Raw genomic sequence first — 18,157 nt, forward strand, 5'->3', positions numbered from 1 at the left:
CGGAGAAAGGTCGGGCCGGGGTCAGCCGAGGAAGTCGCCGTCCTCGTAGACCCAGGCACCCTCGTGGCGGACGAAGGTGCTCCGCTCGTGCAGGGCGCCGGGCCGCCCGCCCTCGGTGTAGCGGGCGCGGAAGGTCACCGTGCCGGTGGTGTGGAAGGCGCTGCCCTCGGAGGTGGCGAGGATCTCCAGCCCTTCCCAGCGCGTGCCGGGGTCCGCCTCGACGACGGGCGGGCGGGTCGCGGGGTGCCAGGTGCGCAGCAGGTAGCCGGCGTCGCGGACGACGAAGGCGGCGTACCGGGAGCGCATCAGCGCCTCACACGTCGGCGCGGCCGCCGTTCCCGCGTGGTAGCGGCCGCAACACGCGGCGTACGAGGCCGGCAGACCGCAGGGACAGGGGGCGTCCGGGGCGGTGCGCGGGGCCGAGGGGGCGGGCGGTTTCCGGTGGGCGGTCCGTCGTGACATACGCCCATTGTCGCCCGGCCTTCTCCCCCCGCCGTCCCCGGCTCCGCCTGCGCCGGCGTGCTCCGCAAGCCGGTGAAGCAGCGACGCCACCGGGCGACGCTTCCCGCACACGGCAGGGTAGGGGGTCACCTGCGCGACACCACCGTGGGCTACGGTTTCCGGCCGGCGCGCGCGGCGGCCCGGCTCGGTCCGCCCTCGCGGGCCTGGGGGATCGCGGCCGTCCACCGGCGTCGGCCGCCTCCCCCGGGCAGGCACTCGGGTGCACCGGCCGGGTGGGCATACCCGTGCGACCGCGTCCCGGAGGCGGTGTCTCCGCGGACCACGACCACCACCTGACCAAGGATCACGCCCTGGCAGTCGAGGCAGATCGGGGGGAACGTCACCGCACCCACCGTCCTTCGCCGCGTGTCCGGACCATGTCGTCGCTCCTCCCGCGGCACCGGCCGCACCCCGGGCCGACCGCCGCCGCCGGGCTCTTCCCCGTCCGGGCTGGACCGTCCGCACCCGTCCCACCGTGACCACGTGTGCACGGTGGGTGATCGTTCGCCTTCAGCATGCCTTTGCCGCAGGGAGGAACGCAAGGGTTGCGTTCTCCCGCACTGCGCCGTCCCCGTGCTCGTTCACCCGTACCGGTGCGGTCGCATCCGTTCACCCGTGCCCCTTCGGCCGTGCCGCCACCACCCGGCTTGAGATGGGGAGGGGTCACCGCTCAGACTCACGGCTACCACCGACCCCGGAAGGCGCACAGTGTCAGAGAAGCGGCAGGCTCCCCCCACGGTCCGACTGCGGCGGCTCGCCGCCATGCTCCGACGCCTGCGCGCCACGGCCGAGTTGACCCGCGAGGAGGTCACCGAGCGGACCGGCATCAACGGCGTGACGTTGTACCGGATCGAGAAGGCGCGCGCCCGCCCGCAGAGGAGGACCCTCACGGCTCTCATGGAGGTGTACGGGGCCGACGAGGCGCAGCGGAGCGACCTGCTCGCGGCGGAGCGCCACGCGCAGGACCGGAGCAGGGTGCGGCCGTACCACGCGGGGCTCTCCGAGCACTACACGGCGTACATCGGGTTCGAAGCCGAGGCGCGCACGGTGCGGGCCTACGAACCGTCCCTGGTGCCGGGGCTGCTCCAGACCGAACGGTACGCCCGGGCCGTGGCCGGGGTCGCGCTGCCCGAAGCCGGCCGGCCGGGAGCGGACCCCTGGGTCGCTGCGCTGAGGGAGCGGCAGGCCGCGCTCGGCGTGTGTCCCGCACCGCGGCTCCGGGCGGTGGTGGACGAGGCGGCGGTACGACGGGTGGTCGGCGGGTCGGAGGTGATGCGCGAGCAGGTCGAGCATCTCCTGCGGATCGCCGCGGAGCCGCGGGTCCGTGTGCAGGTGATCCCGTTCGGCGCGGGGGCGCACGCCGGGATGGCCGGAGGCTTCGTCCACCTGGAGTTCCCGGACCCGCGGGATCCGGAGCTGGTCTACCTGGACACCCCCGCGGGCGACCTGTTCCTGGAGTCGGAGGAGGAGACCCGGAGGTTCAGGGCCGCGTTCGAACAGTTGCGGTCGGTGGCGCTGGACCCGCGGGACAGCGCCGAACTGCTGGCCGGGGTGTGCCGCTCGTAACGGCGGTCCTCACCCGGCCGCCCGCCCGGTCCTACCCCCTTCGGGGGAGTCAGGTGAGCAGGAAGTCGGCCTGGCCGGTCTTGGCGCCCTGGATGAAGGCGGCCATCTCGCCGGTGGAGTAGATGAGCGCCGGGCCGTCGGGGTCCGCGGACTGGCGGACGGCGACCCTGCCGTCGGCCAGCTTCATGGCCTCCACGCAGTTGCCGCCGTTGCCGCCGCTCCATGGCTTGGACCAGCCGTCGGCGCCGAGGGCGGCAGCGGGCATGCCGTTGTAGATGTCGCTCATCACAGCTCCTTGCGGAAATCCCGGAGGATGTCCTTCGTGCGTCGTGCCGTCGCGGCCTGGGCCGCCATGCGGTCCATGACTTCGAGGTAGGAAGCCACCTCGGGACGCGCGTCGAAGTAGACGGCGCCGGTCAGGTACTCGCTGAAAACCATGTCGGGCAGTTCGGGCACGGCGAAGCGGAAGAGCACGAACGGACCGTAGGTACCGGGGTGGTGGCCGGTCGCGAACTCCGCGATCTGCAGGGTGATGTGCGACTGCTCGGAGGCGTCGAGCAGCTTGTCGATCTGCGCGCGCATGATGCCTGGAGTGCCGACCGGGCGGCGCAGCACCGTCTCGTCCATGACCACCCAGAGGCGCGGCGCGTCGGCCTTCTCGAGCAGGCTCTGCCGCTCCATCCGCAGGGCGACGTGCCGCTCGATGTCCTCGGGCCGGGACTGGCCGACCGCGCCGCTACGCATCACCGAACGGGCGTACTCCTCGGTCTGGAGGAGCCCGGGCACGAAGTGCGGTTCGTACATGCGGAGCAGGCTGGCCGCGCCCTCCAGGCTGACGTACATGCTGAACCAGTCGGGCAGCACGTCGTGGTAACGCTGCCACCAGCCGGGCTTGTTGGCTTCTTCGGCGAGCGCGACGAACGCGTCGTTCTCCTGTTCGCCGATCCCGTACGCGCGCAACAGCACCTGCACGTAGGGGATCTTGAGGGCGACCTCGGCCGTCTCCATCCTGCGGACCGTCGCCGGGGCGACGCGGAGCACCTTGGCGGCCTGGTCCCGGGTCAGGCCGGCACGTTCCCGCAGGTCCTGCAGGCGCTTGCCGAGGACGACCTGTCCCACGGTCGGGGCGGACCGGGGCTCGCTCACTTCAGACCTCCGATGGTCACTTCTGCCAGCAGTGTGCCATGCGGTGGGCGACAAAGACACGTCCACTCTGCATTTTTCAGAGTGCCCCTTGCCAAGTGTCCGCGTCAGGGGGAGAGTTGACGACCACCAGTTCATTCGGTCATGCCCGTGCCTCCGCCCGAGGTGACGAGGTCCGGACATGACGCGGCAACCACTGTGAGGATTCGGTCGTGGCACCTGGCAGTGCGCTCGTCTCCCGGCCCGCGGACTCCTGTTCCGGCCCGGCAGCGCTCCGTTACCGCTCCGCGCCGCCGGCGCGGCCCGACGCGGCCGCCGGAACGCGCGGGCCCACCGCGTGCGCCCTCGCAGTCCGCCCCACGTCGACGCCGGTTGCGGAGCCGGGATGTTGAGGGACGCGCTGGCCCGGCTGCGTGGGGTGCGCCCAGCCCTCCGGCCGGCCGCCGGCGGGGACGGCACGGGGCTCGCGCGGGCCCGGCTGCCGCTGCCTCCGGAGCTGTGCGCGAGCCTGGGGTACGACGCCGTGGGCGTCCCGGCACGGCACGGATTCCACCTGATGTCCCATCTGCCGCGCACCGGATGCGTCTTCGAGGCCGCGGACGTGTGGTGGTGGATCGTTCCCGCGGGCTCGGACCAGGATCTGGACTGGCCCGAGCCGGTCGCCTACGCCTCGGGTGGATACGTGCCGGTGCCGCGTCCCCGGCTCATCCACGGACCCGACAGCAGCACTCCTTACACGCCGCCGATCCCGCTCTTCCTGATGGTGTGCCAGGTGGCCGGGGTGACGCCGAGCTGGGGGGCGCCGGGCCCCCGACGGGCCGTCCCCGCGCCCTGACGGGATCCGGCGCGGTCCGCCCGTACGTGACGTGTACCGGCGGAGCCCGCGGGGCGGCGTCAGTGGTCGGTTCCAGCATGAGAGCAGCGATCGGGCGACTCGCCGCACGGTGGGCCGTACGGATTCGAGGGGGTGGCTTGGATGCGGCGCTGGGAGCTGGTGGAAGGGACCGCGTCGAAGTTCTGGGAGACCGGCGCGGTCGGCGCCACGGTCACCGTGCGGTACGGCCGCTGCGGGTCCGAGGGGCGCACCCGGACCAAGGAGTACGCCTCCGAGGAGGCGGCCCACGCCCAGGTGCGCAGGACCGTCGCGGAGAAGGAGCGCCGGGGGTACGAGCAGGTGGTGGCCTCCGCTTCTGGAGCGGACGGGGCGACGGACACGGACGGCGCGACCCGTGCGGACGGGGCGACGGGTACGGGCGGCGCGGTCGGTGCGGCACTGCCGGACGAGACCACCTTCCGGCTGCCGTTGAGCTGGCGCCGGGTGCTCCACCCCCGGCGGGGCGGCTGCGCACGCCCCCTGAGCACGGCCGACGAGGAAGCCTCGGCGCGGGTCGGGGAGCGGATCGCCGGGGAAGCCGCCTGGATCGAGCTGATACTCGCCGAACCCGGCTCCGACCCGGAACTCGTCGAAGCGACCCGGGCCCACCTCGCCGGCAGTCCTTCCCCGGCCGGGGCCGCCGCGCTGGCGGCCGTCGTCTCCGTGGAGGGGGCCCCGGCCTGCTGGGTGGACACCTGGGTGGCGGAGCACGGGCTGCCCTTCGCCGCCCGGGCGGCCCAGGAGCTCCAGACCATCAAGGCGCACAGCTACCACGCGCTGGGACGGCGGGTGAAGGGCGCCCTCAAGCGGGTTTCCCTCTCCTCGCCCCTGCACTGGCACCACGGCTCCCTGAACGTCGCCGCCCGGGCCCGGGCCCACATCGCCGCGGCCGACGAGGAGACCTACCTCGCCACCGTGGCGGCGCTGGCCAGGGCCCGCCGGGACAGCCACCAGCGGATCACCGCCGCCTTCCTGGCGCCGAGCGAGACGGAGTGGGTCGAGGCCCTCCTGTCCGAGCCCGCCGTCCTCGCCGAGGACCACTACGTCCTGCAGCGGATGGTTCTCTCCTCCCTGACGTCGGCGGACCAGCTGGCGCGACTGCCGTACCGGCCGGACCCCACCCTCTCCGTGATCGCGACGCTCGCCGACGGCATCGGCACGGGCGTCGCGCCGATGCTCGGTACGTACCTCGACCACGGCCACCACTACGCCGAGGGCGTCAAGGCGGTCTCGGCCGCCCTCACCGAACTCCCCACCGACGAGGCGTTCGCCATCCTCCTGCACCACAAGGAGCTGAAGCACGTCCGCGCGGCCCTGCTCGACGCGATGCGCCGCTACCCGGTACGGGCCCTGCGGCTGCTGGCCGCCGACGTCCGCCACTCCGCCCCCACCAGGTCACGCGCCTCGCGGCAGCTCCTGCACGCGCACATCAACACCCACCGCCCGTTGGTCGCCGCCCTCCTGCCGACGTTGCCCGCCGGTGCGGCGGAGGTCGTCGGCCCGCTGCTGAACCCGGTCTCCCGCTTCCCGGAGGCGTCCGCCGCCTCCCTGCCCGCCGCACTCACCCGGCCGCCGTGGACCCGGGCGCGCGCCGGTGCTGCCGCCGCCCCGGTGGACACCGGCGCGGCCGAACTCCCCGCCCCGGAGCTGTGCTGGCTCCCGGGCGAACAGGAGGCGTGGGCCCGCTGCTCCACCTGGTACACCCGCCCGCAGCACGACGGCGACTGGGAGAAGGTGATCTCCTCCCCTCTCGAAGGGCTCGACAGCACCGGTCTGAGGCCCGCCTGGATCTTCCTGCACGCGCCCGTGGAGCGGATCACCCCCGCCCTCGCCACCTGGGCCCCCACCGACCTCTGGGACGGGGCGGACACCCTCCGACCGGTCGTCGCCCGTTTCGGACTCGGCGCGCTGCCTCTCCTGCTGCGTACGGTCCCCCGCCAGCCGAGCACCATGGCGGCGCTCTTCCTGCCGTTCGCCGACGTGACCGTCGCCCGGCACATGGCCGACTGGGCGGCCCGGCTCAAGTCCACCGCCGCGACGACCCGGACGTGGTTCGCGCGCCACGGCGCCGCCGCGGCGGCGTTTCTGGTGCCGGACGCGGTCGGGAAGCCCGGCGCCGCGCGGCGCGCCGCCGAACAGGCCCTGATCCAGATCGCCGCGGTCCACGGCGAGAAGACCGTCCGCGACGCCGCCGCCCGGTACGGCGCGCAGGCGGTGCGCTCCGTCGACGTGCTGCTGGTCACCGACCCCCTGGAGCGCGCCCTGCCCGCGAAGCTGCCGGTCCTGCCGAACTGGGCCGAACCGGGTCTCCTTCCGCAGCTGCTCACCCGTACCGGGGAGGCGCTGCCGGCCGAAGTGGTGCGCACCGCCCTCACGATGTTCGCGCTGTCCCGGCCCGGCGAGGTCTACCCCGGTGTCGGGGCGCTGCGCGACGCCACCGACCCCGCTTCGCTCGCCGCGTTCGGCTGGGCCGTCTTCGAGCAGTGGCTCGACGCCCGGCTTCCGGCCAAGGAGTCCTGGGCGCTGTACGTCCTGGGGGAGGTCGGGGACGACGAGACGGTGCGGCGGCTCACGCCGGTCGTCCGCGCCTGGCCGGGCGAGGGCGCGCACCACCGGGCGGTCGAAGGGCTGGACGTGCTGGCGGCCATCGGCAGCGAGACGGCCCTGCTGCATCTGCACGGCATCGGGCAGCGGGTCAGGTTCAAGGCGCTGAAGACACGTGCCCAGGAGAAGATCGCCGAGGTGGCGGCGGCGCTCGGACTCAGCTCCGAGCAGCTCTCCGACCGTCTGGTGCCGGACTTCGGGCTGGACCCGGACGGCTCGCTGGTCGTGGACTTCGGCCCGCGCCGGTTCACCGTCGGCTTCGACGAGCGGCTCGCCCCGTACGTCGTGGACGCGTCGGGGAGGCGGCTGCGCGATCTGCCGGCCCCGGCTGCGGGGGACGACCAGGAGTCGGCGTCGGCGGGCCGCGAGCGGTTCGTGACGCTGAGGAGGGACGTGCGGACGATCGCCGCCGGTCAGGTGCACCGGCTGGAGACCGCGATGGTCTCGGGCCGGTCCTGGACGACGGAGGAGTTCCGGGACCTCTTCGTCACCCATCCTCTGGTGGGGCATCCGGTACGGCGGCTGGTGTGGCAGAGCGCGTCGCGGGGGACGGTGACGGCCTTCCGGGTCACGGCGGACGGGGCGTTCGCCGACGCGGGCGGCGGCCCGCTCGTGCTGCCCGCCGACGCCTCCGTACGGATCGCCCATCCGCTCCGGCTCGGGGGCGCGCGTGCGGAGTGGTCCGAGGCCCTCAGCCGCCTCGGGCTCGCCCAGCCCTTCCCCCAACTGGAGCGCGTGGTCCGCTCCCTGACCGACGAGGAGCGGACGAGCGACCGGCTGCACCGGTTCGAGGGTCTCACCGTGCCCACGGCCGCGGTGCTGGGACTGGAGCGGCGCGGCTGGGAGCCGGGCGCTCCCGGGGATGCCGGGGTGCGGGGGTGGATCTCCAAACGCCTGGGCGAGGACGTGTACCTGGTCGTCTGCCTCCACGAGGGCGTCGTGGCCGGCTCTCCGGAGTCCTTCCCGGAGCAGCGACTGGAGGCGGTCCGGCTCAGCGACCGGCCCGGTGCCCCCCGGCCCCGCGGTCCGCACCGCCCTCTCTTCGGCTGCCTGGATCCGGTGACCGCGTCCGAGGTGCTCGCCGACCTGACGGCGCTCGCGGGTGTCCGGCGGAGCCCGGCCGGGGGCGGTCCGGCCGGGGCTCCGGGCCGGACCGTCGCCGCCGCGGGTCAGGGCCGGTCGAGGTAGGCCAGCTGGGGATGGACGCCGGTGTACGCCTCGACGAGTCCGCGGGCCACCTGGACCGAGTCCACGAGCGGGTGCAGGGCGAACGCCCGTACGGCGGCGGAGCGTGAGCCGCTCCCGGCGGCGTCGAGCACGGCGCGTTCGACGGCCTTGACCGTGGTGACGAGTCCGGCCGCGTGGCCGGGCAGAGGGCTCACCGCCACCGGGTGGGCGCCGTTCGCGTCGACGAGGCAGGGCACCTCCACGACGGCGTCCGCGTCGAGCGCCGGGAGGGTGCCGCGGTTGCGCACGTTGAGGATGAGCGAGGTGCGCTCGTTGCGGGCGACGGCGCGCATCAGGGCGAGGGCCACCTGTTCGTACCCCCCGGACTCCAGATCGGCGGCGGCACGGTCGCCGGCACCCGCGACCTCGCGGTTCTCCGACATGTAGGTCGCCTCCCGCTCGGCGCGGGTGCGGTCCCAGGTGTCCAGCGCCGGTGTACCGGGTTCGCGCATCCGCGCGTAGAACCCTTGTTGCTGCCGGCTCAGGAAGGCGCCCCGGGTCAGCTCCGCCCGCTGGTAGGCCTCGACCGCCTCCCGGTTGAAGTAGTAGTAGTGCAGGTACTCGTTGGGGATCGCACCGAGCGAGCGGATCAGGTCGGTGCCGAAGAGCTTGCCCTCCTCGAAGGAGCCGAGGAGCGCCTCGTCGGCGAGCAGCCGGGGAAGCTCGTCCCTCCCGTCGACGTACAGCCCCTGCACCCAGCCGAGGTGGTTGAGGCCCGCGTAGTCGATCCAGGCACGGTCCGGGTCGGCGCCGAGCAGCCGGGCGATCCGGCGGCCCAGCCCCACGGGTGTGTCGCAGATGCCGACGACCCGGTCACCCAGGTGCCGGGACATCGCCTCGGTCACCATGCCCGCGGGATTGGTGAAGTTGATGACCCAGGCGTCCGGGGCGAGCCGTGCGATGCGGCGGGCGAGGTCGACGGCGACCGGCACGGTGCGCAGCCCGTACGCGATGCCGCCCGCCCCGACCGTCTCCTGCCCCAGCACCCCCGCCGCGAGGGCGACCCGTTCGTCGGCGGCACGCCCGTCGAGACCGCCCACCCGGATCGCCGAGAAGACGAAGTCGGCGCCCCGCAGCGCCTCGTCCAGATCGGTGGTGGCCAGGACGGCGGGAGCGTCCCGTCGCCCCCGCGCCTGTTCGTCGAGTACCCGGGCGACGGCCGTGAGACGGTCGCGGTCGGTGTCGTAGAGGGTGACCCGGGAGACACGGCCCTCCGCATGGTCACCGAGCAGCGCCCCGTACACGAGAGGGACCCGGAATCCGCCACCACCAAGAATTGTCAGCTTCACGCTGCTCGATGGTACGGGTCCGCTCGCGCTCCGCGGCGGCGCGGCGGAGTGCGGGGCCGTTCCTCGGGGTCGCCGGGGCGGCTCGCCGACCGACGGTCAGTACCCCTTCCACCAGGCGGAGACCGCCTGCCACAGGCGGCCGGTGGTGCCCTGGACCCGCTGCGGCGGAATCTCGGCGACCGGCTCGGTGCCGGCGGCCGGCGGCGTGGCCGTCTCCGGCGCGGTGGTCGGACGGGCGGGGGTGCCCGGCGCCGGTGAGGAGATCTCCCAGTCGTTGCGGGGCCCGGAGCGGGCGGCCATCGCGGTCATCGGTTCGTCGTCGATCTCCTGCTGCGGGCTGGGCGCGAACTTGACCGGCAGCTCGGTCAGATGACGCGACATGATGTTGCCCATCCAGCGCAGCTCGCTCTCGTCCACCGCGAGTTCGAGGTCGGGCAGACGCATCAGCAGCGCGTCGACGCCGACGTCCGCGATGGCGCGGCCGATGTCCTGGCCGGGGCACTCGTGCGGGCCGCCGCTGAAGGCGAGGTGGGCACGGTTGCCCTCCATGCCCGCGTTGAGGTCGGGCCGGACGGCGGGGTCGCTGTTGGCTCCCGCGATGCTGATGAGCATGGCGTCGCCCGCCTTGATCCGCTTCCCGCCGAGCTCGGTGTCGCCGACGGCCCAGCGGCCGAAGACGGCCGAGAAGGGGGGCTCGTCCCAGAGGGTCTGCTCCACCGCCTCGGGGACGGTCATGTGGCCGCCGCTGAGCCGCGCGCGGAAGCGGGGGTCGGTCAGCACCATGCGGATCACGTTGGCGATGAGGTTCGCGGTGGACTCGTAGGCCGCGATGAGGGTCAGCCGCAGGTGCTCGATCACCTCGATGTCACTCATGTGGGCGGGGTGCTCGACGAGCCAGCTGGCGAAGTCGGACTCCCGGGCGCCGCGACGGCGTTCCACCAGCCCGGTGAGCACGCCGACGACGTACGCGTTGCTGGTGACGGCGGTCTCGGTACCGCGCGTCATGTCGCGGGCGGCCTGCACCAGCCGGTCGTCGTACTCCTCGGGCATGCCGAAGATCGCGCACATGACCATCATCGGCAGGTGCTCGGCGAACTGGCTGACGATGTCGGCGGAGCCCTTGAGGCAGAAGTCGTTGACGAGCCGGTTGCTGAAGCGGTTGATGTGGCGGCGCACGCCGCGGGTGTCGATCCGGCCCATGCTGTCCGTGATCGCGCCGCGCTGGCGCTCGTGGGTGGCGCCGTCCGCGAAGACGCACACGGGCTGGTAGGTGAAGATCGGCGCGAGGGGGTGCTCCGGACCCACGCTGCCGTCCTGCAGCGCACGCCAGCGCCGCGAGTCGCGGGAGAACTGCGAGGGGGTACGGGTGACGTGCAGGTTCTCGCTGTGGCCGAGGACCAGCCAGGCGGGTACGTCACCGTGCAGCAACACCGGTGCGACGCTGCCGTGTTCGGCGCGCAGCTTCTCGTTCAGCCCGACGATGTCGTTCTCCACCTCGGGGCCGTAGTAGCGGCGCAGCCCGCCGGGGCCGAGTCCGTGGGCGGGGCATCCGGGCGGCGGGGCGGCTCCCGTCGGTGCTCCGGGCTCGTGGGAGAAGGGGGTTGTCACAGTGGCTCCAGTGATGAGGCGTGCGAGGTCGCGCGGAAAGACGCGCGGCGGAGAGGGGACTTCGGGGGCGCCCGGCGGATCGTGGCCGGGGACGGTGCCCGGTGCGGCGCCCCGTGCCGGGGCGAATGCCGCACCGGACACCGTCTTTCCGGCCGCTCGGATGCGCCGGGCACCCGGGCGCCGCGCGGCTCCTGTCCGGGCGTCCGGGCGGCCGGGCGGTCGTCCGGCCGGCCGCCCGGACGTCATGCGAGAGGGACGGCCAGGCCGTGCAGGTAACGCATGAGCGTCATCAGCACGTCCCGGCTCGACGCGCGGAGGCGCGCGTCGCAGTCGATCACGGGGACTTCGTCGGGCAGGTCGAGCGCCCGCCGCAACGTCTCGACCGGATGGTGCGGGGCGTCGGGGAAGGTGTTGACGGCGACGACGAACGGCACCCCGCGCTCCTCCAGGCGTCCGATGACGTCGAAGCTGGATTCGAGGCGGCGGGTGTCGATCAGGACGACGGCGCCGAGGGCACCCTCGAAGAGACCGTTCCACAGGAACCAGAAGCGTTCCTGGCCCGGTGTGCCGAACAGGTAGAGGATCAGCTCCTCACTGAGGCTGATCCGGCCGAAGTCCATGGCGACGGTGGTGGCGGTCTTGCTCTCCACCCCGGCGTTGTCGTCGACGCCGACGCCGGCCTGCGTCATGGTCTCTTCGGTCGTCAGGGGGCGGATCTCACTGACCGAACCGACCATGGTCGTCTTGCCGACGCCGAATCCGCCGACGATCACGACCTTCACCGCGGCGGTGGCCGTGGTGGGCAGGACGTCCTCGGTACGGGGGCCGGTGATCGTGTCAGAGCTTCTGAAGTCCATGCATCACCGCTTCGAGAAGGGACCTGTCGGGGAGGGTGGCGCGGACGATGGGTGCGCGCGATTCGATCAGTTCGGTCGCGAGTAATTCGGTCAGGAGCGAGGTGACGACGCTGAACGGCAGGCCGAGATAGGCGGAGATCTCGGCGACGGACAGAGGCGCCTGGCAGAGCCGCAGGATCGCGGCCTGCTCGGGCTGGAACGTCGGTGAGGGTTCTGCCTGGGCGACGACCATGGTGACCAGGTCGAGCGCGGCCCGCTCGCTGCCGTCAAGATCGCCGGTGATGACGTACAGGCGCTCGGGATCGTTGAGCGCCGGGTCGGCATTGCGGCGTTCCCGTCGGGGAGCGTTCATCCGGCCTGCCCGTCGTGGCGCGGCGGGCTGGTCAGATGGGCGCCGATCCGGACGACCATGTCGCGCATCCTCGCGCCGACCAGCCCGGCGTCGACGGTCTCCCCGGCCAGCACCGCGAGGTACGCACCCGTGCCGGCGGCCATCAGGTAGAAGAACCCGCCGGTCACCTCGATGACCACGAGCTTCATCAGACCGTCGCTGTAGGGGATCTCGGAGGCGACGGCGGCGGCCAGGCTCTGCAGGCCGGCGCAGGCAGCGGCCAGCCGGTCCCCCACGTCCGGGTCCCCTCCGTGCATGGCGATGCGCAGCCCGTCGGAGGAGAGCACCACGATCTGGTGGATGCTCGGAACGTCGTCGGCCAGCTCCTTGAGCATCCAGTCCATGTTTCCCCGCTGCTGGATCACTTGAGGTCTCCCTTGTCCCACGCGTCGTCAGAGTTTTCGCCGTTCTTCGGGTCGTGCGGCACGCCGTTGACGGCCTTGGTGAAGGCCTCCAGCCAGAGGCCGGGGGGCTTCTCCTCACCGTTGCCACGGCCTGCGGCGTGCGGGGCCACGCCGGTGGGCGCGCCGTGAACGCCTTCCGTCGCGGGTGCCGGGGCCTGCTGCGGGAGGTTGTGCGAGCCGAGCGGGGCGCGGCCCCGGCTGCGGCGCTGGGGCAGTCCGTTCTCGGTCCACTCGGTCACCACGGGGGCCTCGTCCTCCATGGCCGCGGCGGGTGCGGCGGAGGCGGCGGGCGGGACGACGGCCGAGGGCACCGGACCGGTGGCGGCGACCCGGGCCTTCCGCTTGCCGGCGGGGGGGACGACGTGCTGGAGTTGTGACATGTCCAGCGAGCTGGTGGGCCGCGAGGTGGCGCCGATGCCGTGGGCGATACCGGGTGCGGGGCCGGTGGTGATCATGTCGCGGGGGACGATGAGCACGGCACGGACGCCGCCGTACGCGGACTGGCGGAGCGACACCTGGAGTTGGTACATCCGCGACAGCCGGCCGACGACCGCCATGCCGAGGCGCGGGGACTCCCCGAGGTCGTTCATGTTGATGCCGGCCTGGGCCTGCGCCAGCATGTTCTCCGCCCGGGAGCGGGCCTCCTCACTGAGGCTGACCCCGCCGTCCTCGATCTCGATCGCGATGCCCGTCTGCACCTCGACCGCGGTGACGTGCACCCGGGTCTGCGGGGGCGAGTACCGCGTGGCGTTGTCGAGGAGTTCGGCGCAGGCGTGGATGAGCGGCTCGACCGACGTGCCGACGATGGCGACCTTGGCGATCGAGTGCAGGTCGACGCGCTGGTACTCCAAGATGCGCGACATGGCACCGCGCAACACGCTGAACAGCGGTACGGGCTTGGGCCACTGGCGGCTGGGCCGGGCCCCGCCGAGCACGGCGATGGAGTCGGCGAGCCGGCCGATCAGCGCGGTGCCGTGGTCGATGCGGAGCAGGTCGTCGAAGACCTCCGGGTTGCGCCCGTAGTGGTCCTCCATCTCCCGCAGTTCGCTCGCCTGGCGGTGGACGATGGCCTGCACGCGGCGGGCGACGCTGACGAAGGCGCGCTGCGCGGAGTCACGCCGGGCCTCCTCGTCGTCGATGATCTGCAGGACGGTGTAGACCAGCCGCCGCAGCGCCTTGGGGAGGTTGCGGTAGGACTCGTCCCCGTCCACCACCTCCCGCATGACCTCTTCGGGCGAGTTGCTCGCGCGCAGCATCCTGATGGCGGAGGGCATCAGTTCCTTGGTGAGCCGCACGGTCTCTTCGTCGTGTGCGGCGATGCGCAGTTCCAGCTGGGCGATGCGCTGTTCGTACTGCGCGCGCAGGACGCGTGTCTCGCGCCGTCGGCGGTTCAGTGCGACGGCGAGCGCACCGACCACGACGGCGGCGAGCGCGCCGCTCACGGCGACTGGTATCCGCGCGGCGTCCGTGACCAGCGTCATGCCCAGCGCGCAGGCGCCGACGACCAGCACGACGGGCAGGAGGAGTACACGGACGACGGGAATCCGTCGGTCGGTCGGTGGTGATTCAACACGGACCATCTAAAAACCTTCTGGCGGTTGATTCCGGGATGTATGCACACGGGTGCTGACACTCATGAACATGTGCGCGAATTGGTGCCAACTCGGCTTCACTGCGCGTGAGCTTAGCCAGATCGGAACAGGGGGTCGGCACATTCACCCAACGCCCTGCGCGCGCACCCCACGGGTAATACACTCGCCAGTTTTCGTACTCCACGCGTCCGGACGTGCGCGGACAGTGACGAGCGGCGAGGCGGGGCCGCTCTCTCCCGTGCACGTCCCGCACAGTGGTACGAAGACGTACGGAGCACCGCGGGAACCACCCGTCACCGTCCCGGGCGACCCTCACCGCGTGTCGCTCCCGTCGCCGCGGGGTCCCGGCGGGAGCGGCGGTCAAGCCCTTAAACTCACCGCCGGGCGGGAGGGGCACGACCGTCCCGCAGGGAAGTACATACGCACACCTGATCGACGAGGATCGAAAGGGGCGAATTTCCGCTCCACGGAAGGGTGAGGGGCAAAATCACCGTGTTTGACGGCGAGGAGGCCCGTTCCCCTTCCGTACGACCGCGCCGAGGACCGGACGAGAGCGGGCACATCATGAGATCGGCACCGGGGTACACCATCGAGTCGCTCGACACCGGCCTGCGACTGATGCGGCTCTTCCTCACCCACGACACGCTCACCGTCAGTGAGGCGGCCGGGCTCCTGGACGTCGGGCGGTCCACCGCGCACCGGGTCCTCGCCACGCTGGAGGGCCGGGGGTTCGCCGGGCGCGACGCCTCGGGGCGGGGCTACGCGGCGGGACCGGAGCTGATGAGGCTCGGCCGGCCCGCCGGGTTCGGGGCCGTCGTCCGGGAGCGGGTGGCCGGGGTGCTGGACGACGCCGTCCGGCGGACCGGGGAGACCGTCCAGGCGGTCGCCCTGATCGGCGACCGGATCATCGTCACGGACGCGCGCGAGTCCCCGCAGCCCGTGCGGGTGCGGCCGGGGACGGGCCTGACCCACCCGGCACACGCCACGGCGGGGGGCAAGACGCTGCTCTCCCTGCTGACGCCCGGCCAGGTCCGCGCGCTCTATCCGGACGAGGAGTGGGAACCGGTCACCCCGCGCACGATCACCTCGCGTACGGCGTTGCTCGCGGAGCTGGAGGGTGTCCGCGACCGGGGCTACGCGGTGAGCGCGGGCGAGTCCGCCCGGGGCCTGTGCGCCGTCGCGGTGCCCCTCGTGGGCTCCGGCCCGCGCGACCGGCTCGCCCTGGTGGCCTCGGTACCCGCCGACCGGGGCGATGAGGGCGCCCTGCGTGAACAGGCGGCGCGCTTGCGGGAGTCGGTGGCGGCGCCGGGCCCGCTCCGGGCGGAGTGACGGCGCCGGCGCCGGCCGTGGGGGAGGGCCGCCGCCGTACGCGCCTCAGCGGGAGGCGCCGCCCAGGCGCCCCTCCAACTGCACGAGCAGTTCGCTGAGCTGGGCGCTGAGGCGGTCGCGGGCCGGCTCGTCCAGTCCGGCCAGCACCGTCCGTTCGTAGGCGAGTTGCTGGGGCAGGACGCGGTCGACGAGATCGCGGCCCGCACCGGTGAGGCGGACGCGGGCGACCCTGCGGTCCCGGTCGTCGCCCCGGCGGTCGACGAGCCCGCGTTCCTGGAGGGCGCGCAGCCGTTTGGTGACGGCGGCACCGGAGGAGAAGGTCTCCCGGGCCAGTTCTCCGGGAGTGAGTTCACGGCCCGTCCGGCGCACGGCACCGAGCAGGTCGAACTCCGCACGGTTCAGCCCGGCGGCGCGCAACGGCGCGTCCTCGGCCTGCTGGAGCAGGGCGGCGCAGCGGTTGATCCGGCCGATGAGTTCCATCGGCCCGGTGTCGAGTCCGGGGTTGACCGCCTGCCACTGCCGTACCACCGAGGCCACGATGTCGTCGGTCACACCGCTCCGTTCTCCGGGGCCAGGGCGATGAGCCCCTGCCGTTGTGCTGTCGCGGCGAGCGTACGGTGTCCGGCCCGCTCGGCCGCGACGAGATCCTCTTCCGGCAGGGCGCGCTGCCACCACTCCCCCGCTGCGGCGTCCCCGGCCTCGCGCAGTTCGACCAGGGTGGCGGTGAGCCCGCGGCGGGAAGCGTCGAGCGCGGCGGGCTCGGCGCGCCCGTCGGCCAGGACCTCGACGCTGTGCGCGCGGGCCCGTTCGGTGGCCTTCAGAGCGCGTTCCACCCGGCCGGTGGCCCGCCGGTTGGTGACGAGGACGGCGGCGAGGAAGCCGACGGCCGCGCCGACGACGGTGTCGACGACCCGGTCGCCGATGAGTTCGCCGGCGGGGTGGCTGCCGCCGAACTCGATGACCAGGAGCGCCATCGGGGTGACGGCGACGGATCCGAGCCAGTAGTTGCGGGTGATGAGCGCCTCGGCGGCGAAGTTGAAGACCAGACAGCAGGCGATCAGGAGCAGCGGGCTCGTACGGGCGAGCGGGAGGACCGCGGCGAAGACGAGCACGCCGAGCAGATTGCCCAGGGTGCGCTGGAGGGCCCGGTTCCAGGAGAGGGTGACGTTGGCCTGGTAGAGGGAGGCGGCGGTGACGATGGCCCAGTAGGGCCGGCCGACGCCGAGCGCCTGGCAGGCGTATCCGGCGAGAGCGCAGCCGATGAGGGTGCGGACCGCGATGGGGAGCACGTGGGAGCCCGGGCCGAGGCGGCGCAGCAGCTCGCCCCGGTGGGTACGGGCCCGGCGGCCGGCCCGTTCGGCTTCGACGCCGTAGAGCTCGGCGGTGGTGCCGGGGGCGGCCGGCGGCGTCGGAACGGGGCCGCGCGCCCGGGTCAGCGCGGCCCACTCCCGCAGGCGGGCGGGATCGGCGCAGGCGCGGTGGCCGGCCGGGCTGCTCTCCACGAGCGCCGCCTCGGCGTGCACGACGAGGCGTTCCAGCGCCCGGCGCGCGGGCGTGGGGCGCCCGGCGGCGAGCAGGGTCTGCCAGGCTCCGTGCACCGCGGCGGCCGCTGCGCCGCGCGTACGGGGACCGGGGGCGGCCAGGCAGGCGGCGGCCGCGTCCAGGGCGCGTGCGGTGGCACGGCGTTCGGGTCCTTCGCGGCGCAGCAGGGCGGGGCCGACGGTGACGCACCAGGAGAACGTTCCGGCCGCGAGGGTGAGGGCGAGGTGGCCGGGGACCTGGCCGAGGTGCTGGGGCGCGAAGAGGGCCGCGGAGGTGACGAAGGTGAAGATCACGTGTCCGGGCGGACCGATGCGGGACGCGTCGCAGAGGGCCTTCTGCGCTGCGGCGAGCAGGGCGCCGACGGCGATGAGGATCGCGGTGGAGTCGGTGAGCGCGCCGGCGATCAGCGCAGCCGCCAGTCCGGCGAGCATGCCGAGCACCACCCACACGACGGTTCCGGCCCGTCGGGCGTACGGGAGGCTGTGGCCGTACAGCGCGCAGAGCGATCCGGCCATCGTGTACATCACGAGGTCCAGCCGGTCGGCGGCGAAGAGCAGCAGGTTCGGTACGGCGGAGGCGACGACGACGCTCAGCGCCGGTTTGAACCAGATGTCCGAGGGGTGGGCGAGGCGGAGCGCCGCCTTCAGGGGGAGCCTGCGGACGGAAGGGCGCCGGGGGATGGTTGTCTCACTCACCTCTTCACTTTAACAGGTATTACACCTGTAAAAGATTGACCGGTGGGCCTCCTCCCGGCGGCTCCGCCTCGGCCGCCCCGGCCGGAACGGTGCTTCCGCCGAGCCGGGCGGCGATGCGGTCGGCCGTCCGCTCCAGCCCGTCCGCACGGTGGCGGGTCCACGCGTCCGGCGGGCCCGGCCCGGCCGGCCGGAGACTGAGGGGGGCAGCCGGTGCGCACCCCACACCATGTCCTCGGCCGCGACGAGCAGGGCATGCCAGTCGGCCTCGGAGCGCCCCGGGGTGGTCGGCGTCCCGGTGCGGTACGGGGCGTACGCGGGCCTCGACACCCGCAAGGAGGCAACCCCTGCAAGGAGGCGATCCGCGCGGCGGGCCGCAGAAGAACGCCCACGGCATCACGGGCGCGAGCAGCACGGCGTACGCCTCGGCCGCGGGGCCGGTCCCGATCCGCCGGGCCCCCGCCGGCGTTCCCGGCGACGGCTCGGCGGACCGCCTGCCAGGTGGGGAGACCGGGCCCGCCGGGCGTTCCCGCGCGCC

General features: G+C 73.4%; 15 protein-coding genes. 4 read left to right on the plus strand and 11 right to left on the minus strand.

Annotated elements, in window-relative coordinates:
- Positions 1 to 21: 21 nt before the first annotated feature.
- The gene (locus PZB77_RS03355) at positions 22 to 462 is read right to left on the minus strand and encodes a YchJ family protein (protein WP_275491011.1); all 441 of its coding nucleotides are present in this window, start codon (positions 460 to 462) and stop codon (positions 22 to 24) included.
- A 747-nt stretch (positions 463 to 1,209) separates the two neighbouring features.
- On the opposite strand from PZB77_RS03355, the gene PZB77_RS03360 reads away from it, so the two are divergent.
- Positions 1,210 to 2,067 (plus strand): helix-turn-helix transcriptional regulator, encoded by an 858-nt coding sequence (locus tag PZB77_RS03360; RefSeq protein WP_275491012.1) that lies wholly within the window; start codon positions 1,210 to 1,212, stop codon positions 2,065 to 2,067.
- A 49-nt stretch (positions 2,068 to 2,116) separates the two neighbouring features.
- Here the strand turns inward: PZB77_RS03360 and PZB77_RS03365 are convergent, their stop codons facing one another.
- Both PZB77_RS03365 and PZB77_RS03370 read right to left on the minus strand, forming a co-directional pair.
- Positions 2,117 to 2,353, minus strand: coding sequence for a DUF397 domain-containing protein (locus tag PZB77_RS03365; protein WP_275491013.1), 237 nt, complete (start codon positions 2,351 to 2,353; stop codon positions 2,117 to 2,119).
- On the minus strand, positions 2,353 to 3,213 hold the full coding sequence (locus PZB77_RS03370) for a helix-turn-helix transcriptional regulator (protein ID WP_275491014.1): 861 nt from the start codon (positions 3,211 to 3,213) through the stop codon (positions 2,353 to 2,355). The genes PZB77_RS03365 and PZB77_RS03370 overlap by 1 nt, the downstream gene beginning before the upstream one ends.
- 382 nt (positions 3,214 to 3,595) lie before the next feature.
- Between PZB77_RS03370 and PZB77_RS03375 the strand changes: the two genes are divergently transcribed.
- Positions 3,596 to 4,045, plus strand: coding sequence for a hypothetical protein (locus tag PZB77_RS03375; RefSeq protein ID WP_275491015.1), 450 nt, complete (start codon positions 3,596 to 3,598; stop codon positions 4,043 to 4,045).
- Positions 4,046 to 4,186: 141 nt separating this feature from the next.
- Positions 4,187 to 7,876 carry a DUF4132 domain-containing protein gene (locus tag PZB77_RS03380; protein ID WP_275495898.1) on the plus strand — a complete coding sequence of 1,230 codons (3,690 nt, stop codon included), beginning with the start codon at positions 4,187 to 4,189 and terminating at the stop codon, positions 7,874 to 7,876.
- Here the strand turns inward: PZB77_RS03380 and PZB77_RS03385 are convergent.
- The 6 genes from PZB77_RS03385 to PZB77_RS03410 form a co-directional block, all read right to left on the minus strand.
- Positions 7,858 to 9,204 carry a 6-phospho-beta-glucosidase gene (locus tag PZB77_RS03385; protein WP_275491016.1) on the minus strand — a complete coding sequence of 449 codons (1,347 nt, stop codon included), beginning with the start codon at positions 9,202 to 9,204 and terminating at the stop codon, positions 7,858 to 7,860. The two genes, PZB77_RS03380 and PZB77_RS03385, sit on opposite strands and share 19 nt — an antisense overlap.
- Positions 9,205 to 9,300: 96 nt before the next feature.
- A complete protein-coding gene (locus PZB77_RS03390; protein WP_275491017.1) occupies positions 9,301 to 10,812 on the minus strand; it encodes a cytochrome P450 in 1,512 nt (503 codons plus the stop codon).
- 242 nt (positions 10,813 to 11,054) lie between these two features.
- On the minus strand, positions 11,055 to 11,669 hold the full coding sequence (locus PZB77_RS03395) for an ATP/GTP-binding protein (RefSeq protein ID WP_275491018.1): 615 nt from the start codon (positions 11,667 to 11,669) through the stop codon (positions 11,055 to 11,057).
- Positions 11,650 to 12,021: a DUF742 domain-containing protein gene (locus tag PZB77_RS03400; protein WP_266711909.1), complete on the minus strand. Its 372-nt coding sequence runs from the start codon at positions 12,019 to 12,021 to the stop codon at positions 11,650 to 11,652. The genes PZB77_RS03395 and PZB77_RS03400 overlap by 20 nt, the downstream gene beginning before the upstream one ends.
- Complete coding sequence (locus PZB77_RS03405) at positions 12,018 to 12,425, minus strand: roadblock/LC7 domain-containing protein (RefSeq protein WP_275491019.1); 408 nt, start codon at positions 12,423 to 12,425, stop codon at positions 12,018 to 12,020. The genes PZB77_RS03400 and PZB77_RS03405 overlap by 4 nt, the downstream gene beginning before the upstream one ends.
- Positions 12,422 to 14,044 (minus strand): ATP-binding protein, encoded by a 1,623-nt coding sequence (locus tag PZB77_RS03410; protein ID WP_275491020.1) that lies wholly within the window; start codon positions 14,042 to 14,044, stop codon positions 12,422 to 12,424. The genes PZB77_RS03405 and PZB77_RS03410 overlap by 4 nt, the downstream gene beginning before the upstream one ends.
- Positions 14,045 to 14,620: 576 nt before the next feature.
- On the opposite strand from PZB77_RS03410, the gene PZB77_RS03415 reads away from it, so the two are divergent.
- Entirely contained in the window at positions 14,621 to 15,385 is a 765-nt protein-coding gene (locus PZB77_RS03415; protein ID WP_275491021.1) for an IclR family transcriptional regulator, read from the plus strand.
- A 45-nt stretch (positions 15,386 to 15,430) separates the two neighbouring features.
- Here PZB77_RS03415 and PZB77_RS03420 read toward each other — a convergent pair whose 3' ends face one another.
- Together PZB77_RS03420 and PZB77_RS03425 are read right to left on the minus strand one after the other, a co-directional pair.
- Positions 15,431 to 15,937 carry a MarR family transcriptional regulator gene (locus tag PZB77_RS03420; protein WP_275491022.1) on the minus strand — a complete coding sequence of 169 codons (507 nt, stop codon included), beginning with the start codon at positions 15,935 to 15,937 and terminating at the stop codon, positions 15,431 to 15,433.
- Positions 15,934 to 17,622, minus strand: a complete 1,689-nt coding sequence (locus PZB77_RS03425; protein ID WP_275491023.1) for an FUSC family protein — start codon at positions 17,620 to 17,622, stop codon at positions 15,934 to 15,936. Before PZB77_RS03425 ends, PZB77_RS03420 begins: the two co-directional genes overlap by 4 nt.
- Between the last annotated feature and the right edge of the window lie 535 nt (positions 17,623 to 18,157).

Source organism: Streptomyces sp. AM 2-1-1 (genome assembly GCF_029167645.1).
Lineage (GTDB): Bacteria > Actinomycetota > Actinomycetes > Streptomycetales > Streptomycetaceae > Streptomyces.

Excerpts from the sequence above, each read along its gene's own strand:
- PZB77_RS03410 (WP_275491020.1), bottom strand. The coding sequence starts at position 14,044 with ATGGTCCGTGTTGAATCACCACCGACCGACCGACGGATTCCCGTCGTC.
- PZB77_RS03380 (WP_275495898.1), top strand. The coding sequence starts at position 4,187 with ATGCGGCGCTGGGAGCTGGTGGAAGGGACCGCGTCGAAGTTCTGGGAG.
- PZB77_RS03415 (WP_275491021.1), top strand. The coding sequence starts at position 14,621 with ATGAGATCGGCACCGGGGTACACCATCGAGTCGCTCGACACCGGCCTG.
- PZB77_RS03365 (WP_275491013.1), bottom strand. The coding sequence starts at position 2,353 with ATGAGCGACATCTACAACGGCATGCCCGCTGCCGCCCTCGGCGCCGAC.
- PZB77_RS03400 (WP_266711909.1), bottom strand. The coding sequence starts at position 12,021 with ATGAACGCTCCCCGACGGGAACGCCGCAATGCCGACCCGGCGCTCAAC.
- PZB77_RS03375 (WP_275491015.1), top strand. The coding sequence starts at position 3,596 with ATGTTGAGGGACGCGCTGGCCCGGCTGCGTGGGGTGCGCCCAGCCCTC.
- PZB77_RS03355 (WP_275491011.1), bottom strand. The coding sequence starts at position 462 with ATGTCACGACGGACCGCCCACCGGAAACCGCCCGCCCCCTCGGCCCCG.
- PZB77_RS03395 (WP_275491018.1), bottom strand. The coding sequence starts at position 11,669 with ATGGACTTCAGAAGCTCTGACACGATCACCGGCCCCCGTACCGAGGAC.